The 25,622-nt window shown below is 47.4% G+C and carries 28 protein-coding genes; 8 read left to right on the top strand and 20 right to left on the bottom strand.

The window, feature by feature from the left end; translation table 11 throughout:
* A complete protein-coding gene (locus BLU87_RS04345) occupies positions 1–2,685 on the bottom strand; it encodes a 2-oxoglutarate dehydrogenase E1 component (protein WP_092345085.1) in 2,685 nt (894 codons plus the stop codon).
* Positions 2,686–2,910: 225 nt separating this feature from the next.
* On the opposite strand from BLU87_RS04345, the gene BLU87_RS04340 reads away from it, so the two are divergent.
* Complete coding sequence (locus BLU87_RS04340) at positions 2,911–3,099, top strand: hypothetical protein (RefSeq protein ID WP_092345083.1); 189 nt, start codon at positions 2,911–2,913, stop codon at positions 3,097–3,099.
* A 178-nt stretch (positions 3,100–3,277) separates the two neighbouring features.
* Here BLU87_RS04340 and BLU87_RS04335 read toward each other — a convergent pair whose 3' ends face one another.
* From BLU87_RS04335 to BLU87_RS04255, 17 genes are all read right to left on the bottom strand, one after another.
* A complete protein-coding gene (locus tag BLU87_RS04335) occupies positions 3,278–3,682 on the bottom strand; it encodes a CBS domain-containing protein (protein WP_092345081.1) in 405 nt (134 codons plus the stop codon).
* A 152-nt stretch (positions 3,683–3,834) separates the two neighbouring features.
* Entirely contained in the window at positions 3,835–4,818 is a 984-nt protein-coding gene (locus BLU87_RS04330; RefSeq protein ID WP_092345079.1) for a hypothetical protein, read from the bottom strand.
* 68 nt (positions 4,819–4,886) lie between these two features.
* The gene (metC, locus tag BLU87_RS04325) at positions 4,887–6,053 is read right to left on the bottom strand and encodes a cystathionine beta-lyase (RefSeq protein WP_092345077.1); all 1,167 of its coding nucleotides are present in this window, start codon (positions 6,051–6,053) and stop codon (positions 4,887–4,889) included.
* Positions 6,054–6,127: 74 nt separating this feature from the next.
* Positions 6,128–6,724 (bottom strand): NUDIX hydrolase, encoded by a 597-nt coding sequence (locus BLU87_RS04320; RefSeq protein WP_092345075.1) that lies wholly within the window; start codon positions 6,722–6,724, stop codon positions 6,128–6,130.
* A gap of 51 nt (positions 6,725–6,775) precedes the next feature.
* The gene (locus BLU87_RS04315) at positions 6,776–7,339 is read right to left on the bottom strand and encodes an elongation factor P (protein WP_092345073.1); all 564 of its coding nucleotides are present in this window, start codon (positions 7,337–7,339) and stop codon (positions 6,776–6,778) included.
* Between the two features lie 48 nt (positions 7,340–7,387).
* Positions 7,388–7,801 (bottom strand): PaaI family thioesterase, encoded by a 414-nt coding sequence (locus BLU87_RS04310; RefSeq protein WP_092345476.1) that lies wholly within the window; start codon positions 7,799–7,801, stop codon positions 7,388–7,390.
* Positions 7,802–7,815: 14 nt separating this feature from the next.
* On the bottom strand, positions 7,816–8,001 hold the full coding sequence (locus BLU87_RS04305) for a hypothetical protein (protein ID WP_092345071.1): 186 nt from the start codon (positions 7,999–8,001) through the stop codon (positions 7,816–7,818).
* 198 nt (positions 8,002–8,199) lie between these two features.
* Complete coding sequence (locus tag BLU87_RS04300; protein WP_092345069.1) at positions 8,200–8,706, bottom strand: J domain-containing protein; 507 nt, start codon at positions 8,704–8,706, stop codon at positions 8,200–8,202.
* A 186-nt stretch (positions 8,707–8,892) separates the two neighbouring features.
* Positions 8,893–9,462, bottom strand: a complete 570-nt coding sequence (locus tag BLU87_RS04295; RefSeq protein WP_092345067.1) for a LemA family protein — start codon at positions 9,460–9,462, stop codon at positions 8,893–8,895.
* 30 nt (positions 9,463–9,492) lie between these two features.
* Positions 9,493–11,487 (bottom strand): hypothetical protein, encoded by a 1,995-nt coding sequence (locus BLU87_RS04290; protein WP_092345065.1) that lies wholly within the window; start codon positions 11,485–11,487, stop codon positions 9,493–9,495.
* Between the two features lie 123 nt (positions 11,488–11,610).
* Positions 11,611–12,030, bottom strand: coding sequence for an alternative ribosome rescue aminoacyl-tRNA hydrolase ArfB (gene arfB, locus BLU87_RS04285; protein WP_092345063.1), 420 nt, complete (start codon positions 12,028–12,030; stop codon positions 11,611–11,613).
* Positions 12,031–12,152: 122 nt separating this feature from the next.
* Positions 12,153–14,063 carry a methyl-accepting chemotaxis protein gene (locus BLU87_RS04280; protein ID WP_092345061.1) on the bottom strand — a complete coding sequence of 637 codons (1,911 nt, stop codon included), beginning with the start codon at positions 14,061–14,063 and terminating at the stop codon, positions 12,153–12,155.
* Between the two features lie 218 nt (positions 14,064–14,281).
* Entirely contained in the window at positions 14,282–14,482 is a 201-nt protein-coding gene (locus tag BLU87_RS04275) for a hypothetical protein (protein ID WP_092345059.1), read from the bottom strand.
* Between the two features lie 4 nt (positions 14,483–14,486).
* A complete protein-coding gene (gene greB, locus BLU87_RS04270) occupies positions 14,487–15,020 on the bottom strand; it encodes a transcription elongation factor GreB (RefSeq protein WP_092345057.1) in 534 nt (177 codons plus the stop codon).
* A gap of 69 nt (positions 15,021–15,089) precedes the next feature.
* A complete protein-coding gene (locus tag BLU87_RS04265) occupies positions 15,090–15,563 on the bottom strand; it encodes a ribonuclease HI (RefSeq protein WP_281242506.1) in 474 nt (157 codons plus the stop codon).
* A 13-nt stretch (positions 15,564–15,576) separates the two neighbouring features.
* The gene (locus BLU87_RS04260) at positions 15,577–17,262 is read right to left on the bottom strand and encodes a Na/Pi cotransporter family protein (protein ID WP_092345053.1); all 1,686 of its coding nucleotides are present in this window, start codon (positions 17,260–17,262) and stop codon (positions 15,577–15,579) included.
* Between the two features lie 164 nt (positions 17,263–17,426).
* Entirely contained in the window at positions 17,427–17,654 is a 228-nt protein-coding gene (locus BLU87_RS04255) for a VF530 family protein (protein WP_092345051.1), read from the bottom strand.
* On the opposite strand from BLU87_RS04255, the gene BLU87_RS17765 reads away from it, so the two are divergent.
* The 7 genes from BLU87_RS17765 (at position 17,634) to dbpA (ending at position 24,603) form a co-directional block, all read left to right on the top strand.
* On the top strand, positions 17,634–18,083 hold the full coding sequence (locus BLU87_RS17765) for a GIY-YIG nuclease family protein (RefSeq protein WP_281242496.1): 450 nt from the start codon (positions 17,634–17,636) through the stop codon (positions 18,081–18,083). The two genes, BLU87_RS04255 and BLU87_RS17765, sit on opposite strands and share 21 nt — an antisense overlap.
* Before the next feature lie 3 nt (positions 18,084–18,086).
* Entirely contained in the window at positions 18,087–18,332 is a 246-nt protein-coding gene (locus BLU87_RS04245; RefSeq protein ID WP_139167461.1) for a YheU family protein, read from the top strand.
* Positions 18,333–18,350: 18 nt separating this feature from the next.
* Entirely contained in the window at positions 18,351–19,124 is a 774-nt protein-coding gene (locus BLU87_RS04240) for an AMP nucleosidase (RefSeq protein ID WP_092345049.1), read from the top strand.
* Positions 19,125–19,209: 85 nt separating this feature from the next.
* The gene (locus tag BLU87_RS04235) at positions 19,210–20,808 is read left to right on the top strand and encodes an ATP-binding protein (RefSeq protein ID WP_217637432.1); all 1,599 of its coding nucleotides are present in this window, start codon (positions 19,210–19,212) and stop codon (positions 20,806–20,808) included.
* 29 nt (positions 20,809–20,837) lie between these two features.
* Entirely contained in the window at positions 20,838–21,530 is a 693-nt protein-coding gene (locus BLU87_RS04230; protein WP_092345047.1) for a response regulator, read from the top strand.
* Between the two features lie 178 nt (positions 21,531–21,708).
* On the top strand, positions 21,709–23,037 hold the full coding sequence (locus BLU87_RS04225; protein ID WP_092345045.1) for an anaerobic C4-dicarboxylate transporter: 1,329 nt from the start codon (positions 21,709–21,711) through the stop codon (positions 23,035–23,037).
* 183 nt (positions 23,038–23,220) lie between these two features.
* Entirely contained in the window at positions 23,221–24,603 is a 1,383-nt protein-coding gene (dbpA, locus tag BLU87_RS04220; RefSeq protein WP_092345043.1) for an ATP-dependent RNA helicase DbpA, read from the top strand.
* 49 nt (positions 24,604–24,652) lie between these two features.
* Here dbpA and BLU87_RS04215 read toward each other — a convergent pair whose 3' ends face one another.
* Together BLU87_RS04215 and BLU87_RS04210 are read right to left on the bottom strand one after the other, a co-directional pair.
* Entirely contained in the window at positions 24,653–25,150 is a 498-nt protein-coding gene (locus BLU87_RS04215; RefSeq protein WP_092345041.1) for a YehS family protein, read from the bottom strand.
* 72 nt (positions 25,151–25,222) lie between these two features.
* A complete protein-coding gene (locus BLU87_RS04210) occupies positions 25,223–25,570 on the bottom strand; it encodes a DUF6172 family protein (protein ID WP_092345039.1) in 348 nt (115 codons plus the stop codon).
* Positions 25,571–25,622: the final 52 nt, after the last annotated feature.

The following is a 25,622-nucleotide window of genomic DNA, read 5'->3' as shown; positions in this document are numbered from 1 at the left end:
TTAATCCTCATCTGGGGTTGCAAAGGCTTTATCCAAAATTTGCTGTTGCTCTATTCTATGGAGCCGGTTGGAACCAACTGCGGTACTCGCTGAGCGCTTACGACCGATGTATCTTGGTTCGCGTCCGATCAGATCACGCAACTGCTGACGCAGATAATCCCAAGCTCCAGCATTGGCAATTTCTTCCTGAACCCAACAATACTCAACCGTTTTTTTGTAGGGTTTGAGGATCTTTTTCAACAGATCTCTATGTAAAGGATAAATCTGTTCAATCCGGACGATAGCAACGTCGGAATGTTGACCCTGCTGGCGTTGTTGCAACAGGTCATAGTAGATTTTCCCTGCACAGAGAATCACCCGTCGACATTGCTTGGGGCTGAGGTCATCGGCCAAAATTTCTTGAAAATGTCCGCTGGTTAAGTCTGCCGTGGTCGATACGCAGAGAGGATGGCGCAACAGCGCTTTAGGGGTGAAAAGGATCAGCGGGCAGCGATGGTGGGTGCGAACCTGGCGTCGCAATAAATGAAATAATTGAGCTGGGGTACTGGCGTTGACAATCTGCATATTATTGTTAGCACAAAGTTGTAGATACCGCTCCATCCGGGCGCTGGAATGTTCTGGCCCTTGACCTTCATAGCCATGAGGTAAAAACATGGTGATGCCACAGGGCCGATCCCATTTTGCCTGACTGCTGGCAATGAACTGATCGATAATGACTTGAGCACCGTTGGCAAAATCACCGAACTGTGCTTCCCAGATCGTCAGGTCATCGGGTGTTTCTACGGCATAGCCATAATCAAAACCAAGGACGGCCATTTCCGAGAGCATACTGTTGAAGACATCAAAACGGCATCCCGCCTGTTTGGCTATATCTGTTAGCGGAGTATATTCTTTGGCTGTGGCAATGTCATATAGGGTTGCATGGCGATGATTGAAGGTTCCACGGCGGGAATCTTGTCCCGAGAGGCGAACGGAGGTGCCTTCATGGACTAGACTTGCCATCGCCAGAGCTTCACCATTGCCCCAATCAATCTTATCTCCTTCAACGATGGCTTTACGCCTTTTCTTCAGCAGCGACGTTATTTTTCGATGGGGGGTGAAACCTTCAGGCACTGTGGTAAGCGAGGCACTCAACTGTTGCAATGTCTCTTGATCTATGGCCGTTTCAACCGGTTCAAAGCTGAACTCACGGGATACATGGGCCCACTGCTTCATGAATTCCTCGTGGAGAGGGCAAACTTCATGGGTGAGTGCGTCTTCCAGCGTTTGATCGATTTCACTTTCCATCGCGTCCAATTCCTGTTCTGAAAAGCCTTCCAAGAGTAGTTGGTTCTTGTAGATCTCAGTCGTCAATGGATGGTTGCGAATTTTTTCGTACATCAGTGGTTGTGTGAAGAAGGGTTCGTCTCCCTCGTTATGTCCGTAGCGGCGATAACAGATCACCTCAATCACAACATCTTTATGAAACTTTTGCCGGAATTCAATAGCCATCGTGGCGGCCTGAATCAGCGCCTCAGGGTCATCACCGTGGACATGGAAGATCGGTGCCATCAACATCTTTGCAATATCGGTGGAGTAACAGGTCGAGCGGGCATCAACCGGTAAGGTTGTAAAACCAATCTGGTTGTTGATGACTACATGCAGAGTGCCGCCGGTTCTATATCCTGCAAGCTGAGAGAGGTTGAGGGTTTCAGCGACAACACCCTGTCCGGCAAATGCGGCATCCCCGTGGATCAGAAGCGGCATTACCAATTGCTCTCCATCGCCTTCGATGCGATCTTGGCGCGCCCGACACTTTCCTTCAACAACAGGATTGACGGCTTCCAGATGGCTTGGATTTGAGGCCATGGAAAGGTGGACACAACCATCAGTAAAACAGCGATCGGTTGAATAACCTTTATGATATTTGACATCCCCTTCACCGACAACTTTACATCCGGCATTGTCGGCAAATTCGGCAAACAGGTTGCCCAGAGGTTTTTTGAAGATATTAACCAGAACATTGAGTCGTCCACGGTGCGACATCCCGATAACGACGTGCTTCAAAGAAAGTTCAGCGGCTTTCTCCACCAGATGGTCCAACAGTGGAATGGCTGATTCTGCCCCTTCAAGAGAAAATCGCTTTTGCCCAACAAACTTGCGATGCAAGAAAGATTCAAACTTTGTCGCCTGCAACAGCATCTTCATGGTGGAGAGCTTCTTGTCACGACTTATATCGGTGCGTAGCCGCGATGCTTCGGCTTTAGATTGTAACCATTTCCGCTCTTCGAGCAGAGGCAGATGCATAAATTCCAGCCCCAGTGAGTGGCAGTAGGTCTGTTCAAGCACATCTATGATCTCTTTGAGGGGGGCTTCAGGAAGGATAAAATTGCTGGTTGCAAAAGTTCGCTCGAGATCTTTTTCTTCTAATCCAAATTCGGATATCCGCAGCTGGGGATGATCCAGAGAACATGGCGTCAATGGGTCAACACAAGCATAAAGGTGACCGATGTCGCGATAGCGGTGGATCATTGTCTGTACAGCGGCCGGTTTGTGATCTAGAACCGGTGACTCTTGATTGTCTATTCCCAGTTCAAACCCCTGAAAAAAGGACTGCCACTCTTGTGATAGATCGTTAGGGTTGTTTTTAAAGATCTGATATTGGGTTTCTATCCATTCGGGACTGACGTTATCGTTAACACTCATTATTTAGCTCACAATTCATAGTTTGTGTGGTTTGTTTTCAACGAGGGTCAAAAAAATTTAAAATAGTATAAAGCAGTCGTCAGTTTGTCGCAATAAAGAGCGCAAAATAAAGAAGATAGTTGTCTAGTTTGTATTTTAATTAAAGCAATTAAATAAAATAACTTGACCTGCTTGTGTCCTTACTGTTATTTTAGACGTTGTTTAGACCAGCGAAAGGAGCAGAAAATGGCAATGGAAGTCTCAGGTTCCATGAGTATTGCAGCTCAAGCAATGTCAACGAATAAAACCCAAGCGGGCTTTGATGTCCTCACCAAGACCCTGGAGAAGACCGAGCAAATGCAGACGGGGGAACAGCAGCGGCTGCAAATAGCTGAACAGACAGGTAAAGGCGGACGTCTTGACGTCAAAGCCTGATCTGTAGACCCTTTGACAATTGTTTTGGTTTAGTCTCTCAGCGGGGATCTCCGTGTGGTTTTGGCAGTATCACTCCGGAGCCCTTCTCATTTGTGCTAGTTGTGAATTGATGTTTTATCCCAAAGGGGTGTTAAGTTAATCGACTTAACACCCCTTTTTTGGACTTGATCTGGTGGTGTTAAGAGTAGGAGGTTATGATCTTCAGGAGCTGCCGACAAGTCACCTGACCGATAACCTTGCCATTTTCAACAACCGGTCTCCGGCGTTGTCCTTGATTTAACATGGAGGTCATAACATCAAAGAGTTGAGCACTGGGTGAGACTGTCGTGACCTCTTTGGTCATGATATCTTGAGCTCGTAATGATGAGGTGTTGCGGCCGTCATGGTAGATACTGTCTGACATCACTCGAAGACAATCTAATTCTGAAATCATCCCCATAAGGTTCATCGAACTATCAACCACGAGAACCCCTGAGATTTTGTTTTTTAAGGTGAGTTTGGCAATATCTGCAATATTCATTTCTGGTGGAACGGTCACGGGCTTGGGATTCATAAAGTCTTTGATGCGAAACGATTCAGCCATTTGATCCTCCTTTTTAATCTCTCCGTCGTAATGAACAATAAATGATTATCATATCGCTGTTAGCATAACATTTATATTGTCTGTTGACACAATTTTAATCGCACCAAGGGGCGGGTTCAGTCCCCGTTCGTGTTTCTGATCTCTGGCCGGATTTATAGATCCCAGCCCCAATATTGCAGAAAATTATAGAAATTCCACAGATCAGATTCCTCTCTCTCCCAGAACTTGAGGGTCGTGTAGAAGGTTGTCCCGGTTTGATCTTTGGGCCCCAAATCTTTGTCTTCGCCAACTCGCCAATCCAGGCTCCACCAACTCAGCAGAAGTTTTTCCAGTGGTTTATAGCTGTTGCGGACGTACCCTTTTCTCACCCCATGAGTCTCAAAAAAGGAGAGCTGTGACCCCTCAAATGGCAGTTCTGACAGGGCCGACATGGGCTTTAGTGTCGCGATAACCGGATTGATCGTTGCCATAGGGTCAGTTTCTGACAACAGGTTGATGTCCATAACCCGATGTGTTTTACTTCTTATCTGGAGAACAAATTTTTGCTGTGAATTCAAGGTGGGTGTAAACACGAATCGCGAGGGTAACGACTCTCCGTAAATATCCTGAGTCTCTTGAGGCCAGTCGGGAGGATACGCCCATTGAGGTAGATACGATGTCGGGATAATCGCCAGATAGCAACCACAAGTGTGAACTGTTGTGAGGAGCAGTGGTCTGTTATTCTGGTCCAGGGTCACAATAATGATGAGGCCAGGGTTTTTACCGGCGGTGAGGTGGTATAGCGGAGTGAGTTCGAAATGGACCCGGTAGATGAGATTGGTGAAATCTCTGTCTTTATTTTTAAACCGTTGCTCCATTGCATAAATGGTGGGCTGGTTCGGGTCAACATAAACATCAGGATTGCCGCTATTGTCCGGGCGGACGGCAGGGGTTCCTATCCGGTTGAACTCCTTTGAACTCTCTTCAATGACAAAGATTGGCGCGTGACGGGCTAAGAGAGTTCCGTCTTCAGCTACTGCGATTGATTGGTGTGACGTATCGACACTTTGAGTTGTTGAGTGGAGCCCAGCACAGGACATTGTCAGTGAAACGAGAAGGCCCACATTCAGTCTAAAAATCAATCTGGATATATTCATAATGTCCCCCTGGTGATTCTCCTCCAGTCAGGATGAATGATTCATGAACCCCTGTTTACTGAAATATTTCATGTCATCGCCTCAAAGCCTGCGGTCAGGTCCTTGATGATATCACCAGGATCTTCAAGGCCGATATTCAATCGGATAACCATTTTCCCTGCGTATCTTGACGTCTGTGTTCGATTGTATTTAGCTGCTGTGATCAGACTTCTGAAGCCACCCCAGCTGTAACCGATACCGAATAATTGCAGCGAATCAATGAAGGCGGCTAACTTTTCGGCTGGATATTCTTCTTTGAAGGTGAAGGCAAACAAACCTGACGATCCGCTGAAGTCTCTTTGCCAGATCTGGTGTTGGGGATGACTTGGTAATGCCGGATGGATGACGTTTCCAATCTGCGGTAACGATTCCAGCCACTGGGCAATGGCTAAAGCGGACTGCTCATGTTGACGTAAACGTAGTGCCAGAGTCCTCAGCCCCCGTAAAGCCGTATAGCAATCTTCTTCTGCTGTGTAAGTTTCTGTAATACGGTAATATTCTTGTAGAGTGGCGGCATGCGGGTGATCTGTCGTGACGGTTCCCATTAAGATATCAGAATGGCCTGTAAGGTATTTGGTGGCCGATTGAATTGAGATGTTAATGCCGAGAGCAAAGGGGTCAAGGTAGAGCGGTGTTGCCCAGGTGTTATCAAGTACGGTGATAATGCCACGTTTTTTTGCCAAAGTGGTTATTGCCGGGATATCTTGCAGCTCGAAGGTATTGGAGCCGGGAGATTCAAGAAATATGAGTTTTGTATTGTCTTTCAGGTAGGATTGAATCTCCTCTCCCGCAGCGGGGGGGATGAATGTTGTTTCAATATTGAATTTTGTCAGAATCTGGGTGCAATAATGGACTGTTGGAGCATAGGCATTGTCGCACACGAGGATATGATCACCGCTTTTGGTAAAGGCCAAGAAGGTATTGATGATAGCGCTGATACCCGATTGGAACGCGCGGGTTAATGCTCCCCCTTCAAGCTCTCTGACCGCTTCTTCAAAAGCCCGTTGCGTGGGCATACGGTCGGTGCCATAGGTTATCCCCTGATATTTACCGGAGTTAGCCAGACTTAACTCAGCAAAGTTGTCAAATAGAACCGTGGAGCCGCGAAAAATGGGAGGGTTGATTGTTCGAGGCAGGTCCATGTCTTGTCCTTGATGAAAAGCATCAAAATTGACGAGGCGGGTAGTCCGTTCCATTGTCTTCTCCTGAGGTGTTGCCGTTTCCCTGTGGGGTGCAAACGATGTTTAACTCTTAAATTATATCAGTTTGTTTATCTGCGTTCGGGATAAGTGAAAGAAAGATCAAAATGACGCAGAAAATTATCCAGCAGACGGTAGGTAATTCCCCAGAGTGGTCGCTCACTCCACTCATCAAGTTTGATTGCTGGGTGTTTACGATTTCTGCCCCGGTAAAAAAAAGTCAGCTGCTGGTTGCGGGGAGGATCTAGCAGCGTCTGTAACGGCACCCAGAACAGATCAACGACCTCGTTGTTGGGCTTGAATGGGATTTCATGGTCGATCTGATAGATAAAACAAGAGATATGTACCGACAGGTAAGCTCCGATGAGATCATCGTTTTGGCCCAGATAATTTTCGGCGGTTAATCGGTAGCCTACCTCTTCGTATGTCTCCCGTTCTGCGGCTGCGCGCGGACTACTATCATCTTCTTCTATTTTTCCACCAGGAAAACCGAGATCTCCCGACCAAGGGTCTTTGTCATTTTCAGCGCGACGGATGAGCATGACTTCAGTCCTTTGGTCTTTGTCCCGGAGCAACATGGCGACGGCGGCATGTCGCTCAAATTGCTGCTTCACCGACTGGGGTTGAACATCGGGAAGCTTAGCTTTTATCCGTTCAATCTTGATCATCTCGTGGTACCGTTTTTATGGATAATATTTTTAGGGTTAGAACCGAAATCATTAAGCGCGAGAGACGAAGCGGCCGTCACGGGTGTCAATTTTAATTTTTTCACCTGACTCAAGGTAGCCGGGCACCTGAACTGAGATGCCGGTCTCAAGAATCGCCTCCTTGGTTTGCGCTGTTGCTGTGGCGTTGCGGATAGCGGGAGCCGTCTCGGTGACGATCAATTCGACCACCTGCGGCAACTCAAGGGTGACAACTTGATCATTAAATACCCCCAGACTGACCTCGCCATTTTCAAGCAGATAACCTTTAATTTCATCATAAAGGTCACCGCTGATTTCGTATTGCTCGTAATTTTCCTGATCCATGAATACACCCTGATCACCCATGGCGTAGAGGAACTGACCTTTGCGGCGGGCAAAGTCAGCTTCATCCATTTTGTCTCCAGCTTTAAATGAACTGTTTAAGACTTGTCCCGTGATGAGATTACGATATTTTGTTTTGACCAAGGTTGTGCCCCCACGTGCGGTTGGGGATTGGAAGCTGACATCAATAACAATGCAAGGAGCTGAGTCGAGTAGAAAAACAATCCCCTTACGTAAATCATTTGCGTTAATCATTCTGTGATTCTCCTGTCGCTGACACGCTGCGGTGCCAGGATTTTGTGTTTATGCGATTTTATCAGTCAGTACGGGTTTCTGCTTACGGTAAGCGGTTCCTTGAAAGGAAGCGACAAGTTGCTGTTCTTGATCGGTGATATTGATCTGATAATAACCCAACTTGTGGCTTATGGAGAGCTCTTCCGCTTCGGCGTAGAGGGTTCCTCCAAGAGTCGGTTTAAGAAAAGTCAATGAAGTGTTAATCGCCATGGATAATCGCCCCCGACTGTTGACAGCGGCAGCAAAGGTGAAGTCGGCTAAGGTGAATATTGCACCTCCCTGAACTGTGCCTGCACCGTTCATATGGAAGGGTTTAACCTCCATTTTTGCCTTCGCATGTCCCGACTGCAATGCTATCAGTTCAACGCCACAGTGCCGCGCAAAAAGGTCGTTTTCAACAAAAAAATCCATTATTTGCTGCATGTTCTGCATCCGTTTTAACTCCAAAAGTTATCGAGCTTTTTTTTCATCAATGGACGAGGATTATGTAGATCCTCTGGTTTGTCTGCTTTAGCTCCACATTTTCCACAGACAACAATGGGATTGATTGAGCGTCGGTCAATCTCCTCCATCAATCCTTGCGCTTTGAGTTCACACATCTTCATGTCAGGGATTTCTGCCATTAAGTCCTCCATGATCTAGCCCTGTTAAGGTGATTCCAGGGAAGGGTAAAGAAGAGAGTCCAGCAGGACACTCACATCGTTGAATGATACGCGTAGTTTAGTAGAAACATCAACCGGAGTTTGTGATTAGTTCATCGGTGAAGGGGGATTTTAATAATAACCCTGCTGCGGGGATGCTGTGGCCAGCATAAGGAGAATCTAGCGGTTCTGGTTTTCTGGGGATACTTTTCTGAAGACCCCATCTTTGCCGCGGACATAAGGAGATTTTTCTTTTTCCAAAGCAAGATTGTAATGAAAATTGAAGGTTGGCTTAGCCCTTTTATGGGTCGCAGTTCTGGCTGTTTGGCCGCTGCTTCCTTGGGTCTGAGGTGAGTCGTTGACTTTACCAAACAAAGCATCAAGGAGCGAATTTATGAAATGGTTGAATTTTTGTTGCGGGTCAAAATGGGGTGTGGTTTTTGTCTTGCCGGAGCTTTGTTGCTGTCCCTCGTGTAGCGACAGTTCTAAATCGTATTGTTGTCGTAACTTGGGATCTGAAAGAACTTTATAAGCATGGTTGATCTGGCGAAACAATTCCGTTGCTGCTTCGCCCCCATGATTGCGATCCGGATGAAAACGTTTAGCCAGACTGCGATATGCGGACTTTATCCGCCGCTGTCCGGCATCAGGGGGAACTCCGAGGAGTCGGTAATGATTGATCGCCATGAAGAGACCTTCTAAAACTTGAATCCATCCTTGTATATTCGGTCCTGATTGGTCTTGGGACCAAGAGACTATTCACTCATCGACCGTTTCTGACTCCGAATTTAATCTTTTTTTGAGCCTGTTGACAAAGGGCAGGGTTACGCCGTCTTTTCCCTGCCCAATGCCAGTTCCGGATGTCGCAGGCAATTAACCCTGTTGAAAGTTAACTTCAACATCCTGACGGTGCGCTGGATCAATCTTCCAGAGGGCACGGCTGTCAAAATTGAAGGCTCTGGCAATGATGACATCGGGAAATTGTTCCAACCGGGTATTGTAAATAGTGACGGAGGCATTATAAAGTTCACGCCGGTCAGCGATCTGATCTTCAATTTCAGAGATGCGGTTGCTGAGCTGCCTGAAGCCAGCGTCGGCTTTGAGGTCCGGGTAACGTTCGACCACCATGAATAATGATTTCAAGGTATCGGTCAGGGTGTTCTGTGCTTGTAGCTTCTGCTCATCATCTTGGGCTGTGTTCACCATGGAGCGAGCTTTTACGACTGCTTCCAAAGTCTTTTGTTCGTGCTGCATGTAGCCTTCACAGACCTTGATCAATTTGGGGAGTTCATCATAGCGCTGTTTCAGGAGGACATCGATATTGCTCCAGTTCTGTTCAATATTATTTTTCAGCGCAACAAAACCGTTATAGATGATGACGGTATAAATAACCAGTCCGAACACAATCAGTAGAAAAATTCCTAATGCTATTAAACTGCCCATAATGATTCTCCTTTTTTATTTTTGTGGTGATTATTTTAGAAACTTCAACAAGAGATAGATCGCCCCGGCTGTGGCTGCCGCGGCAGCAAAAAACAGAGGAATACTGTAATACAAATAGCGACTTGTGAGACTGTCTTCTGAGTGGGTTTCAGTAATGATCAACGGGCGTCCCTTCTTCTTGCCGATGACAATATGCTCCTCTTGTTTGCGTCGTTGCTGCTGTTTCTGCAATGATTCCCGGAGTACCTGTTCGCCTACGGTACTGCGGGCCGCATCCCATTCCTCCGCACTGATGGCCCCATCACCATCAACATCATACTGTTTGAGGTCCTGAGGGTTCTGTTTTAATGCCCGTAGAGCGGCAATTTTTTTCTCAGCCATTGTTTGACCACCAGCCTTCTTGACAGCGGCATAACCCAAAACATAGATGAGGGTTCCGTCAACAATAACCTCTTCCACCCACTTATCGTCACTATCATTATCGCCCCGAAGTAAACCAATTTGTCCCGGCGACCCCTCTTGTTTCGTTCCGGCACTGACTCGGCATCCCGTAGGGTTTATTTCGACACGACCGGTGTCATCTTCTAGTAGAAATGGGACATTATCGCTACTACTAACACTGCTTATCCGCCATTGATTGTTTTTGTCTCGGCGGTACTTGGTTAAGCGGTAGAAGACACAGGGAGTATTGGACATGGGAGAAATTAACGCATAACGACGAATAGCCTGTCCTTTAACTTCAACCATACCCATTGCGGCTGAACGCACTTTGCTGGTTGGTGTATTCTCTATTTGTCGCTTCATCCGGAGAAAATAGAATCCGTACCAGAGAAAGAGCGTGGCGATCAATAAAGGGATGGCACCCGAAGCAAAAGAGGAATAAGCAATCTGATTCAAGAGATCATTTTCAAATATTTGCGACAGTGAAAAAATGGCAATAAAGAGAACGGCTCCGGCACTACCAAACCAAAAACTTGGCTTTGACCAGCCTATTCCCGATTTTGCTGGTGGGGGAGGGGGGAGTCCAGGGTCGGAAGCTCTGGTCGCGGGGGAGGAAGATTCTGCCTCCGTAGTGGTTGCTTGGTCGATTTCTGCACCGATTCTTTTGCTCAAGGGGAGCAGGTCCGCCATCTCTTCTGCTGCGTTAAGAGCCTGATTCTGCATTAAAATTGCTGCTGTGGCGGTTTGCCCCAGACTCTCTTCCTGCTGCTCCTCCTGTGGCGGGGAAATCGGGCCCGCTTTCAATAAGTCTGCCATCAACCAACCGTAACGGGCCAGACTTAACAAGTTCTGTCGTTGTGTCTCTGGATTCTCCAGGTCTTCCCGACGCAGTATCGTGCCGGGGAAGTTGACCAACCCAAAATCGGTTTGCAGGTGAAAATCTCCAGCATACTCTTCAGCAAGTTCTAGAATTTTTTCTAGATTTTGTCGACTGCTGAGGGTCGCTCTTTGTCCTAGACCTTGTGGATCAAATTTGCCTGGGAAAATGCGAACGGCGTCTTTGACCTCTCTTTTCTCATCAAGGAGATAAAGATCCAGGACCGGTTTACCCTGAAGGATGATTTTATGGATTTTCTTTGCTTCCAGTCTGCGGATGTCGTCACGCCCCCGGTAGGCATGACTGGAGAGGAGCTGTTTCACACTTCTATCTGCAAGTTCACCAGTGATCTCTGCAAAAATAGCGAGGATGGTTGCCCCTTTTGAAAAGACAACATCTTTTTTCTGGCAGCCAAAGGTTATTTTATCGGGATTGATCTGCAGGTTACGGATTCTGAGGGGGACAAATCCAGCCTTGGATGGTTCCACTAGCCAGTGGGTCACACCGGAACTCTGAAGAAATTTTGAAATTTTCCCTAGAGTTTCGGCGCTCCCTTTTGTCAGCAGGGATAATCCCCGCCCCGTTAACAGCTGGCGACTCAGATAGATGTCGAGCTGAAATTTTTGCGCCAGTTCTTTGAGGACCTCCGGGAGATTCTCAGCTGGTTTTAGTTGTTGTTGGACAATTAAATAGTGAAGTTGAGGCATGGGTTTCTTCATCCACCAAAGAAGTAATTTTTGCTAATGTATATTGTTTAAGAAAATACAGCAAGGGGAAAAAGAGTCATTATAAAAGTGGAAAATCGAGGAATAATAAGTTAGGAGGGGGAGTTAATCCGTGATCTTTCGACGTAACTCTTTCATCCGGCTATGTAGCTTTTTTTTCTCAATCCGCTTCTTCTGTGAGCTTCTGCTCGGTCGGGTTTTCTTTCTGGGCCTTTGTGTCACCATGGCAGCCTGAATGAGGGATTGTAACATCTGCAGCGCAATAATCCGGTTTTTTTCCTGACTCCGGGTTTGCTGTGATTTGATAACAATAATGCCTTCTTTGCTGATCCGTTGGTCAGCCGATTGTTGCAGACGCAGTTTAATGTCATCAGGGAGGGAAGAGTTTTGAACATCAAAGCGGAGATGGATACCGGTCGCGACCTTATTCACATTCTGTCCACCGGCCCCTTGAGAGCGAATTGCAGTTAAATCGATCTCCTGCTTTGTAATAATAATATCTTCAGTAATCTGTAGATCTTCCATGGAACCTCTTCCCCTGGTCCTTTGCATCAACTCGGTTGTCATACTCCTGTGCTGTAAATGAATAAAAAAAGCTCTACCAGATATCCGATAGAGCTTTGGAGTGAGTGAGGACTTAGCGTAACTTAATATTTTCCAAAATCATCATCGTCCAGTTTAATCACTGCGGATGCTGGAGTTCCACCCCACTCTGACGCCGCCGGTGCTGGCGTCGGCCGGTGTTGCATCTGCCGCGGTGGTGTCGGTGCGGTTTTTTTAGGCGGCGGAGTGAATGTTCTCCGCGATCCGGCGTCGCTTAAGGTAAACCGTTGCAACATTTTTTGCATATCCGCGGTTTGACTGGAAAGCTGTTCAGCAATGGCAGCACTCTCTTCAGAGGTTGAAGTGGTTTGTTGATTGACTTCATCAAGTTGTGACAAACCTTCATTGACCTGAGAAATCCCCAACGACTGTTCGTGGCTGGCCGCTGCGATTTCAGCGACGAGATCTGAAACTTTGGTCACATCCGTGACGATGGCATCAAGTGACTTTGCCGTTTCATGGGCAATTTCAGAGCCATTGTTGGTTTTATCCACAGATCCTTGGATTAAAGCCGTGGTCTCCTGGGCGGCTTTGGCACTTCGGACTGCGAGGTTGCGAACTTCTTCGGCAACCACCGCAAAGCCTTTGCCATGTTGTCCTGCGCGAGCCGCTTCTACGGCCGCATTTAAGGCGAGCAGGTTGGTCTGGAAAGCAATTTCATCAATGACTTTAATGATTTTACTGATATCCTGGGCAGAACCTTTGATCTCTTCCATGGCACTCACCATGGTTTGCATTTGCTGATTGCCTTTATCTGCGGCCAACCTTGCTTCATCCGACAACTTATTGGCGGCTGCAGCATTGTCTGCATTGTTGGTGGTCTGTTTATTCATTTCGACCATGGAGGCAGAGATCTCTTCGAGCGCTGCTGCCTGTTGAGTCGCACCATTGGCAAGAGAAGAACTGGTTTCCGAAACTTGAATGGCCCCAGAAGAGATCTGGTCGCTCGCGTCCTGAACAGTGTGCATTGCTCCGGTGAGTCCTTGGCAGGCATTTGCCAGGGGAACCGCAATCAAACCTTTGGCCTGAAAACTGAAATCTCCATGTGCCAGACGATTAAAGGCTTCAAGGACTTCATCACGCAAGTTGTCCGCAAAGCTGTTGAGTGAGTTGGCTAAACGGCCTAATTCATCAACGCGTTCGGTTTTGATCCGATAGTCCAGTTCCCCTTTTTCCAGACCTTCAATCATTTTCATTGATTCTCTGACCGGGTTGACAACGGCTTTGGTTGTAAACAACGCGATTAAGCTTCCAGCAACAGCCAAAAGGAGAATAAACAGGCCACCTGACCATGACAGGGTTGAAACTAGCGCGGCATCAGCTCTATCGAGAGAGTGGATAATTTCAAATGCGCCATGCAGTTCTCCGACCTTCCAGTTCTCCATGCGCGTTCCGGTTGGATCGACTCCCGCGGTGTTTCCCCATAACTTTTCCGAGTCAGCGGGATCGCCATGGCAATTCAGGCAGGTTTCTGTCAAGTAAACAGCGCGAAAATAATGGACTGAGTTTGTCCCTTCATTAATCTCGTAGTGTTCCTTCAGGTTTTGATCTTTCATCAGTTTTAAAACGCGGGCTTCCATGGTGTTCGGAGTGTTATCCTGATTACGCGGTTGGAATTTGGGGACTTTGAAAATGTAACCCCCTTCTTCCGCCTTTCGCATCGCTGCGTTCCAGGCAGAGACCACGGGAACGGCAGCGAGGACTTTATTCTGCTCTCCCTGGTCAGCCCAATCCTTTAACATGGCAACACTGAATAGCCCTTGTTGCCACTTGTCTTCCATCTCCATCCGAGTTGATTCGACAGTCCTTGCCAGAATTCTGGACTTGTCAACGACAGAATCCAATGCTGTATTCTTCTCGTGGACATAAAATGAAATGAACAGGCCCAGCAGGAGAACTGCAGGAAATAAGACCCCCCCTGAAATCAGTTTGGTGCGCAATGAAAGTGGACGCATGTCAATGCTCCTTAAAACATAAAATTGAGTATTTTTTGCTGTAAAATAAAAAGAATAATAATATCTTTATTAAAGATTATCAAGGTGAAAATTGATCTTGAGGAGTCAATATCGTTCCCATTCTTTTCAAACCATCGGCCGCAACAACGTTTCGATTGAACTGTTGCTGCGGCCAATGGAAAGGGGCAGATGGAGTTTTTTCTACGGGCATGAGGGCTTTAAAGCAGGGGGCGCAAAAATTTTTCAAATGTGACCTGTTGTTTTGCAGTCAATAAGTCAATATCGCCATCATTATCGAGTAGAAAAGTCGCGACGCCGATGACTGTTCTTGGTAGATAGCCGGTTCCAGCTACAATAGTTTCAATTTTATCGCCGCGTTTTGTGATCAGGTGCCGCAGTTTTTCCAGATCAAGCTCCATATTGTCATTCTCCTGTAGGATCCTGTGACTCAAGGTTTTTGTATTCGACCTTGATAATTTCAAGTTCAGTTTGGCCCCCGGGGGTGACAAATGAAACCACATCGCCTTCTGACGAGCCTAGCAGGGCGCGACCAATAGGGGAGACCCAGCTGATATAACCGCGTGAGGGATCGAGCTCATCGGGGCCAACGATGCTGAAGGTTTTTTCTTCCCCCTCTTCATTCTCGATGCTGACGGTACAGCCGAAGAGGACCCTTCCTTTGGCAATTTTTTGCTGTTCTACCGGGTCAACAATGGTGGCATCTTCCAGACGTCTGGTCAGGAAACGGATGCGTCCATCGTACTGCCTTAGCTTTCTTTTTGCATAGTGGTAGTCGGCATTCTCACTTCTGTCGCCGTTGCTTGCCGCCCAAGTTGCAGTTTTGACCATTTCCGGGCGTAACTGATAGAGAATCTGTTTCAGTTCAGCCCTGAGCTTTCGAGCGCCGGCCGGGGTCAAATAGATTGGCAGGGGGTGTTTTTGTGTTGTGTCTGTCATAACTCTTATCTATAAGGAGAAGCGGGGGCGCTTTTGTCAAGGGGTTTGCGTTGCCGTCAAGACGAATCTTTATCCGTCCTCCCGATGACGAAGATCTTCTCGCAATGCTTTTCTCGAAGCTTTGTCTACCAGGCTGAAAAACTGATCCAGAGTCTCTTTTTGCGTTGTCGGTTGGTGTCCGGTGACCTTAATCAATTGACAATCAAACTGATCTGTCCACTGATAAAATTGTTGATAAAGAAGATAATTTTTAAGCAGTTTACCTTGACTTGAATGGTATTTGTTTTGCTCTAGCCGATGACGTCTTGCGGGTAAGCCAATGATGTTCTGCGAATCGGTGTAGATGGTTATGTGGTGGTTCAATAGTGAAATATCACCGAGTGCCCACAATAAGGTTTGCAGTTCCAATCGGGTCGATGAGGTCTGCTCAAAACGTTTAATTTTGACCCGTTGTTTGAGCTCAGATAACGAAACGTCAGTCTCAGAAACAGCGAGATAAGCGCCATAACCGACCTTTGATTGCGTATCCACACTACCATCAATCAGGAGTTTCAGGTCAGGCTCCTAATGAGGTGTCGGCAAAGAGAGCTTCGTGCAGGTTGACAGTGTGGTTCTTGATGCGGCGCAGGGCAACAGCCATGTCGCTGAAGGTCAGAGCGGGGAGGGCGGCACAGCTCCCATCTTTCATCCGGTCAAGGTGGGCTCGCCGAATTCTATCTGCCAAGTCATTAAGCCTGCTGGCTTCATCGTAGATTTTCCGTGTGCTGCTCGCATCATCGGTACTAAATGCCTTGCACACTTGGGTGAAAAAAGAAAAGACTTCATGATGAAAGCCAATCAGATCATCCCAGCCATCCTGACTATAATCGAGTTCGTATTTATCCAGACGCTTCATATAGGAACAGAGGGAGGCGGCATAGTCAGCAATAGATTCTAACTCATCAGCTGCGCGGATAAAGCTGTAGGCTCTGTCTGACTGGGTGTTGCTCGCATTTCCGGCTTGCATCAAGGTGACGGTGAAGGTGGTAATCTCATGTTGAATGATATCGGTTTCGTCTTCAAGATCAGCGACTTTACGGTAGAACCGATCGCGTCCTTTTAAGTCACGTTGTAGAAAACTTCCAGAGTGACGCAGAGCTTTGTTGACTCGTCTTTGCATTCTTTTGAGTTCTTCAAAGATCATTGGAATCCCCATGGCGATAGGGATGGTTCCTGGTGCGCCGATATATTTGAACGAGCCTTTTTCTGCCCCTTGCTTTTCTGGCACTATTTTGACGACAAGGCGAGCAAGGTAGTTGATAAAGGGCAACATCACCAAAGTGGCAGTGACATTAAAGATCGTATGCGCCATGGCGATGTGGGCGGCAATGTAGGGATGGTTCCCATCCGCATTGGTGAAGGTGGCAACCCCGGGGACGATCCTTTCAACCATCCCGACGTAGGGAGAGAAAAAGGAGACAATGATGACCACCCCAAGCACGTTAAAGACGCTGTGAGCCATGGCTGCCCGCCGAGAGGCAATACTTCCGCCGAGAGCGGCAAATTGAGCGGTAATTGTTGTGCCGATATTTTCACCCATAACCAGGGCGATAGCGGTGTAGAGCGGAATGGCACCCGTGGTCGCGAGGGCAATGGTGATACCAAGCATCGCCGAACTGCTCTGAATAATCATGGTCATCATGCAACCGATAGCAATGCAACCGAGGACGCTCAGCAGTGATTGAGCATCCAGAGAGAGCATCAGGCTCATGAAGCCATCGTCACTACGGAGTGGCTTAAAAGCATCACTCATGATTTCGAGCCCAAAAAAGATCATCCCCAGAGCCACCAGAATTCTGGCGCTAGCAGAGACCCGCTCATTCTTTGAGAAGAGCATGGGGAAAACCCCCAGGGCGATCAGCAGCAAGCCATATTTCCCTATTTTAACAGCGAGAATCCAACCGGTGATGGTGGTCCCTATATTGGCGCCGAGAATGACCCCGATCGCTTGATTCAATTGCATTAAGCCGGCGTTGGTCAGACCGACAACCATAACGGTCGTAATTGATGAAGATTGGACAAAGGTGGTGACAAACAGGCCGACGAGTACGGCCAGAAAGCGGTTCGTCGTTACAGAAGAGATGGCCTTGCGGATCAGGCCTCCGGACAGCATTTGCAAGCTGTCGGAGAGGTATTTCATGCCGAGGATAAAGATACCCAGACCGCCAATTGCGGTATAGCCCATTTTAAAAGGTTCAATCATTCTGCAAGCCTTTGAGAGGGATTTATTGTGGCACTGTTTTATATCTTCTTTTAATGGGGCGCAATTTAATCGGCTTTGCTGCCGGTGTCAAGGGCGGTGTCGCGTCAGTTGATCGCAAAGGGAATGATGGGTTTAATATTTTTTCTCCAGATTTGAATCCTTTTCTATTGATTATCCAAACCCATGGCGAGATAAAGGTCTTCGACCCTTTTACGTGCCCAAGGGGTCCGGCGGAGAAATTTCAGACTGGATTTTATGGAAGGATTGCTATTAAAACAGCGGATATCAATCCTCTGCCCAAGTTCGCTCCAATCGTAATGTTCAACCAGTCGTTCCAGAATCTTTTCCAGAGTTATTCCGTGGAGTGGATCTTGACTCTGTTGTTGGCTCATAATGTCCCTTTTTGGGTTAGAGAAGTGGCAGAAGTGTATGTTGCAGGATTTCTCTGCAAGCCGATGTCGATGGTGTTGATTCCATTTGCATGTTACCGTGAAAAACGTCTACAAATTGACAGGCAACAAAGAAAAGTTATGATGCATAAGCATTGGCACGTTTATATGATCCTCTGTTCGGATGATTCACTTTATACCGGCATTACAACTGATGTCCAACGCCGCTTTGACCAACATGTCGCCGGGGCCGGCGCAAAATACTTCCGTCGTTGTTCGCCGCAGCAGGTGGTCTATCTAGAGACCGGTCACAACCGTAGCAGCGCGAGTCGTCGGGAAGCGCAGATTAAGAAGCTGACGCGTGAGCATAAAAAGGATCTTATAGCCTCATCTAACAATAAAATAAAAGCAATAAATGGGATGGAGAGATGACTTGTGTCCGAAAATAAAATAGCTGACCTTCATGAAGAGGGGATCGATGTTCCTTACCAGCAACTTAAAGCCGAGACTCTCCGGCAGATGATTGAAGAATTTGTCAGCCGAGACGGTGCCGATTGGGGAGATATTGGTTGTACTCTGGAAGATAAGGTGGAACAGGTGCTACACCAGCTCAGAAACAAGCAGGTGAAAGTTGTCTTTGATTTAAAGGCACAGACGGCAAATCTGGTCGTCTGTCGTTAGGAGGATCTAGGAGGCTCTATGGTTGATCGTCTGGATATTACTAAAAATTGGCTGCCGCGTTATACCGGGATGCCCCTTGATGACTTTGGCGACTATATTTTACTCACCAACTTTCGTCACTATGTCGATAAATTTGCCCAGAGGTTTGACTGCAATATTCAGGGTGAAAGCCGCCCTATGCAAGCGGCAACAAATAGTCGCGGACTGACAATTATAAATTTTGGCATCGGTTCTGCCAACGCCGCAACTATTATGGATCTCCTCAGCGCGATCCACCCGAAAGGGGCACTATTCCTCGGTAAGTGCGGTGGGCTGAAAAAATCGACTGAAATTGGGCACTTTATTTTACCTAACGCCGCTATCCGTGGTGACGGAACCAGTAACGATTATTTTCCTGCCGAGGTTCCGGCGCTGCCATCTTTTAAACTCCACAAGTTTGTTTCAGAGAAAATTCTTGAGCATCATCACGATTACCGTACCGGGGTGGTTTACACCACCAATCGACGTATCTGGGAACACGATCAGGAGTTTCTGCAAAAGCTTAAACAGATGACCAGTATCGGCATCGATATGGAGACCGCTACGATCTTTATCGTTGGTCACTATAATGTGATCGCCCGTGGGGCTTTGTTGCTGGTTTCCGATGTTCCATTGACCCCCGAAGGGATAAAAACAGAAGAATCCGATCAGCAGGTGACCCAAGATTGGTCCGATACCCATTTGCAGATCGGGATAGACGCGATGACTGAAATTGGTGAAAAAGGGGAGAAAATCAAACACTTCCTGTACTGAAATTTGTGTTCAGTGCTATTTATCAATTTCTATATTTTCCAACGATGATCAGGTTGAGATCCAAACCAGCAGATCAGGAGACCGTTTGCTATTTTATCAGTTGATCGATAAATTTTTGCCCCGCCGCCTACAGACTAAACTCAGTTTGCTGGTGACGGCGTTATTGATGATTTTGGTGAGTTTGATCGGCGCGCTTTTCTCCGACTCAGCAGAGAAATTGCTACGCGAACAAATCGGGCAAAAGGCAGTATCCGTTGCCGAAGTTGTTGCGATTAATCAACAAATCCGAACGGGTCTGTTGAATCGAGACGTGCAACTTGTCCAGTCCGTAGCTGAAGCGATACGTTACGCAACAGGGGCCGAATATGTGGTCGTGGGCGATACCGAGGAGATCCGTCTGTCCCACCCCAATCCTGAAAGGATTGGCAAGCATTTTGTCGGTGGTGATCTGGGCGAAGCATTGCTGGAAGGGAGATCTTATGCTTCCCTTGCCGTTGGCACGCTGGGACCTTCATTGCGTGGCATTGTCCCTATTCGCGATGATCAACAAAACGTTGCAGGGTTTGTCGCTGTCGGTTATCTGATTAGTGATATCAATCAGATGATTCATGACAAACAGCTGGAAATCTTAAGTTATGTCGGGATTGTTCTCCTTTTTGGCGTTTTCGGTGCCACCCTTATTGCCCGTGGATTAAAGGCCGCCATAATGGGGTTAGAAGTCCATGAAATTGCAGCATTATTTCACGAACGTAACGCCATTATTGGAGCCATACGTGAAGGGATAATTGCAGTTGACGGCCGGGGTGAGCTGACCTTCGTCAATACGGCGGCACGGCGTTACCTGGGGAATGATTTTGATAAGAATTTGCATGGGCAGCCACTTAAAGAAGTCTGTCCCTGTCCCGACCTCGCAGAAGCCCTGCACGCCGGTGTCAAAGTTTTAGATCAAGAGATGGAGATGCTGAATCGACCGATGATTGTCAATATCTTGCCGCTTGATCCGAAACGGGGAGGGTTGGTTGTCAGTTTCCGCCCCAAAGATGAGCTGGATCGATTGGCACGGGAATTGTCGCATGTGCAAGAGTATTCAGAGTTGTTGCGCGCCCAGACCCATGAGTATTCCAATAAGATGCACACGATTGCTGGATTGATTCAGCTCGGAGCCCATCAGGAAGCCCTTGATCTGGTGATTAACGAGTCCAGCGGTTATCAGCAATTAATCCATAATCTGGCCAAGTCCGTTCCCGATCCGGTAGTTGCCGGGGTGATTCTGGGTAAGTATAATCGCGCCTGCGAATTGAAAATCGAATTGGAGTTTGATGCCCAGAATTCTTTTGTCGACTTACCTGCAGACATTGAACGGGAGTCCTTAGTGACGATTCTGGGGAATCTGCTTGATAATGCTTTTGATGCTGTGCGTGAAGCCAAAGGGCAACAGCTCGTCAGGCTTTATCTGACAGATCTTGGCCACGATCTGATTATTGAGGTGGAAGATGCGGGGAAGGGGGTTGCTGCTGAGGTTGTCGATGATCTGTTTACCGTTGGAGTGACAACCAAGGCGGGTCATGGCCGTGGCACCGGTCTGAGCCTGGTTAAGCGGGCGGTCGAGAGCCTCAACGGGCAAATGACTTTTAGCGATGGTGAATTAGGTGGTGCTTTATTTACGGTTATTCTTCCTAAGTAGTCCTGTTTTTAAGGGAAATGGATAAAGGTATGACTGAGGAAAAAGTCAGGGTTCTGGTGGTTGAAGATGACATGCGTATTTCCGAGTTACACCAACGCTTTGTTGAAAAACTCGCGGAATTTGAGGTCGTCGGGGTGGCTAACAATATTGCCGACGCATCAGATATGGTTGAAATTTTACAACCTGATCTGGTTCTGCTTGATCTGTTTTTTCCCGAAGGGAACGGGATGGATCTGCTGAAACAGATCCGCAGTAGTGATCAGCCTTGTGATGTGATCCTCGTCACCGCTGCCAGAGAGATGTCTTCTTTGCAAGAGGCTATTCGTGGCGGCGTATTTGACTATATCATCAAGCCGGTGTTTTTCCCCCGTTTTCAGGAGTCATTACATAAATTCCACGATTACTTTCGGCAATTACAGACAGGTGGGGCGCTCGAACAAAAAGATGTTGACCGTTTGCTCCATCCTCACCATGTGGCAACCACCGAGAGCGGAGCGATCCCTAAAGGGATTGACGCGTTGACCCTCGGTAAGGTCCGTGAAGTTTTTGAAAATACAGAAGTGTCGAATATGAACGCGGAAGAAGTTGGTAAAGCTGTTGGTATCAGTCGTTCAACCGCGCGCCGTTATCTTGAGTTCCTGGTGACGGAAGGGTTTCTCAAGGCCGACTTGATTTACGGAGTCGTCGGCCGGCCGGAGCGGCGTTATTTGCGTATCGGCTAACTTATCTGCCCCCACTGATTGAGAAATCTGCTCCGTGAGCACAATCACCAAAATCACCACAAAAGAATAAACCTTTTTTAAATTCCTTTTGTATACAGATAGTTGCAGGACAAATAAAGTATCCTTACGAACGATGATCCGTCAATTGACGCTCACCCCTCGACAAAGGAGATTTGTCATGCTGTACATTCAATTCCTGTTTCTGTTGCTTATGCTTTATCTTGGTAGTCGCTACGGTGGTATCGGTCTCGGTGTGGTTTCCGGTATCGGTCTGGTCATTGAAGTCTTTATTTTCAAGATGCCACCAACCAGCCCTCCGATCACGGTTATGTTGATTATTTTGGCGGTTGTCACCTGTGCCGCAATTCTTGAAGCAGCAGGTGGTCTCAAATATATGTTGCAGGTGGCAGAACGGATCCTCCGGTCCAAGCCGAAAATGGTCACGATTTTGGGCCCATTGGTTACCTATACCATGACTTTTATGCTCGGAACTGGCCATGCCGTTTACACCATTATGCCAATTATTGGCGATGTTGCTTTGAAAAATGATATCCGCCCAGAACGGGCTATGGCAGCATCTTCAGTGGCTTCACAAATGGGGATTACCGCCAGTCCAATCTCCGCTGCGGTTGTTTATTATCTGTCACAAATGTCCGGCCTTGGTGCCAATATTACTTTGATCACCATTCTTTCGGTGACGATTCCTGCTACTCTGCTTGGTGTCTTGGCCATGTCGGTTTATAGTCTGCGGCGGGGGCGTGAGTTGAAGGATGATCCTGAATATCAAGAACGTCTAAAAGATCCCACTTGGAAAAAACGCATTGAAGAAACAACCGCTACGACTCTTGATGAGAAATTACCGACTTCCGCTCGGAATGCCGTGTTGATCTTCTTGCTCGCGTTGGCAACCATTGTCGTGATCGCGATGGTTCCGAGTATCCGTACTCTGTCTGAAGGATCCAAGCCCGTCTCAATGTCGGTTATCATCCAGATGATGATGCTTGCTTTTGGTGGCATTATTCTCCTTGCGACTAAAACCAAAACCGCCAAAGTTCCTGAAGGTGTTGTGTTTAAATCTGGAATGGTCGCTGCAATTGCTATCTTTGGTATTGCCTGGATGAGTGATACTTACTTTAAATTCGCGATGCCAAGCTTTAAAGGTGGAATTACTGAAATGGTAACCGCTTATCCGTGGACTTTCGCTCTGGCAATGTTTATTGTCTCGGTTGTTGTTAACAGCCAAGCTGCAACTTGCCGGATGATGTTGCCAGTCGGTCTGGGACTCGGTCTGTCACCAGCTTTACTGATCGGGATCATGCCCTCTTGCTACGGTTATTTCTTCATTCCTAATTACCCGTCAGATATCGCTACGGTGACCTTTGATACTTCGGGGACGACAAAAATCGGTAAATGGTACTTTAATCACAGTTTCATGATGCCGGGTTTGATTGGAGTTATCGTCGCCTGTCTGGTTGGCTATGTTCTTGGACAGATGTTTATCGGTTAAATACTAGCTCTCAAAGTTACAGCAAGGCTGCCTGGCAACAGGGAGCCTTGCTGTGTTCTCTCCCGATCCTTGGTAACTACCCCACCATTCCTCCGTAAATTGTGCTATTGATGTGCTGAACGAAATGGTTGACGAACTTTGTTCGTGCCATCTGAACTTATTCCTTTTAAAGAAGAGCCCTTCATGAAATCGACCTTGTTTGCCTCTTTGCCCCTGAAAGCTGCAATGCTCAAAAATCTCGCTTCTCTTGATTATCATGAGATGACCCCGATTCAGGCCGATAGCTTGCCTCTGATTCTGTCGGGAACCGATGTTATTGCTCAGGCAAAAACCGGAAGCGGTAAAACTGCGGCCTTTGGTATCGGTCTCTTGTCGCGGATCGTGGTCCCCCGCTTTTGTATTCAGGGGCTGGTGTTGTGTCCAACCCGGGAACTTGCCGACCAAGTCAGCAAAGAATTACGGCGGTTGGCCCGTTTGATTGAAAATGTCAAGATTCTCACCCTCTGTGGAGGAGTCCCTTTTGGGCCTCAATTTGGTTCTTTAGAGCACGGTGCTCATATTGTCGTTGGGACCCCGGGACGAATTCTGGATCATCTGGGACGCGGTAGTCTTGATCTGAAATCGTTGCGGATGTTAGTGCTTGATGAAGCCGATCGGATGCTCGATATGGGATTTAAAGACGATCTGGACGTGATTGTTGCTGCGACTCCAAGAAATCGTCAAACCCTTTTGTTTTCAGCGACCTATCCACCATCGATAGCCACGATGAGCGCATCGATACAGCAGCATCCGCTGACGGTGAAAGTCGATGCTACCCACGATGATCAGCAAATCGAGCAGCGCTTCTTTGTTGTTGAAGCAGACAAGCGGGTTGCTGCTGTGGCCCGGATTCTCGGACATTACCGCTCTGAATCAACGCTGATCTTCTGCAACACCAAAAAAGGGTGCCAGGAGGTGGCAGATGCCTTAACGGAACGTGGCTTTTCAGCGTTAGCGATCCATGGTGATCTGGAGCAGAGTGAGCGTGATCAAGTGCTGGCACGTTTTGCGAATAAAAGTGTCTCGGTTCTGGTCGCAACCGATGTCGCTGCGCGGGGAATCGATATTAAGGAGTTAGCTGCTGTTATTAACTATGAACTGAGCCGCGATCCAGAGGTGCATATTCATCGTATTGGTCGCACCGGGCGAGCCGGGGAACAGGGGGTGGCTTTAAGCCTGGTGGCGGCAGCGGAGAATCGTCGCGCAACGGCGATAGAAAACTATCTGGGCTCCAGTGTCCCCTGGGCAGAGTTGGAGAGTTTAACTATGCCCTCTTCTGCGTCCCTCGCAGCACCTATGGTGACTCTCTGTATTGATGGTGGACGTAAAAACAAGATGCGTCCCGGTGATGTCCTTGGGGCCTTAACCGGTGAGGGGGGGATTCTTGGAAGTGAGGTTGGGAAGATAAATGTTTTTAATTTTCATACCTATGTTGCCATCCGCCGTGGGAGTGCAAAGGAAGCGTTGGCATTTTTGAGCCGCAATAAAATTAAAGGACGTTTCTATAAAGTACGCATATTCAGTTGATGTGTTAGCTGCTTTACCGCAGGGTGAAAGTCCAGGGTTCAGAGGTGGATTAATCCACGGGCAACTCTACAGCGTTCACTGTCAAAGAATCGGGACGATATCTGAGTTGTAACCCTTTGAGAAAATTACGGAAGATTTGATCGTTGCAAACACGGTAGTGTTTGTGTCCCGGACGACGGAAAAAGGCACTGAGTTCGTGCTTGCTGATCTGCACATCAACTAAAGCCATAATTTCCAAGATGTGTTCGGCATGTAGATTTAATGCGATCTTCAATTTTCTGAAGATAATATTATTATTCAACCGTTGCTCTGGTTCGGGCTGTGGCCCATTGTTTTTACCGCGTTTCTCAATAATTAATCCATCCAGAAAAATTGCCAGTTGTGCATCGTTACAGCTCTGATATGCAGGATCATCATCTTTTTTCAGCCAGTCACTGATCTGCTCCCGGGTGACCTGATGCTCTGTCAGGGCAAACAGTGCCATCATCTTTGAATCACTGAAATCGAAAATAAAGCGGATGCGGCGTAAGACGTCATTGTTGGTCACGGCGATGCTCCAATCAGAACTGCAAGGTTAAAATTATCTGGAATTTCGTTCTTCCCCAAGTGACTTGAGTCGCTACTGTTTATATTCCGGGACTTGAGTCGTTGATCCTTCTTCTTCTGTTTGCCGCTCGTCCTTGGGTTTTTTACTTCGATATCCCGGTTTGACGAGAATTTCCAAATAAAAGGAATCGAGCTGTTCTGCTTCGGCCTGGGAAATACATTTATTGATCGCAGAGAGATGGATGACCTCACTGCTAGCTTCATCAGCACCATAACGACAGTCAAAGTCCCAAAAATCTACACCGGGGGGGAGCTCTTTGCGCCGTTCTCTGCGGATATACTTTTTAACTTCATATTTGAAGGCTTCAACCAACCTCGGGAGTTTAATCTTTGGATGGGACATTTTAAACGTTTTTTTCATGGTGATTCCAAAAGGGATGAGAGGAATTAAAAAATCACCTGCAATCTGCGCG

Origin of the sequence: Desulfuromusa kysingii (genome assembly GCF_900107645.1) — a bacterium.
In the GTDB taxonomy this organism is placed as follows: Bacteria; Desulfobacterota; Desulfuromonadia; order Desulfuromonadales; family Geopsychrobacteraceae; genus Desulfuromusa; species Desulfuromusa kysingii.
This window is presented reverse-complemented; position numbering and strand designations above follow the sequence as displayed.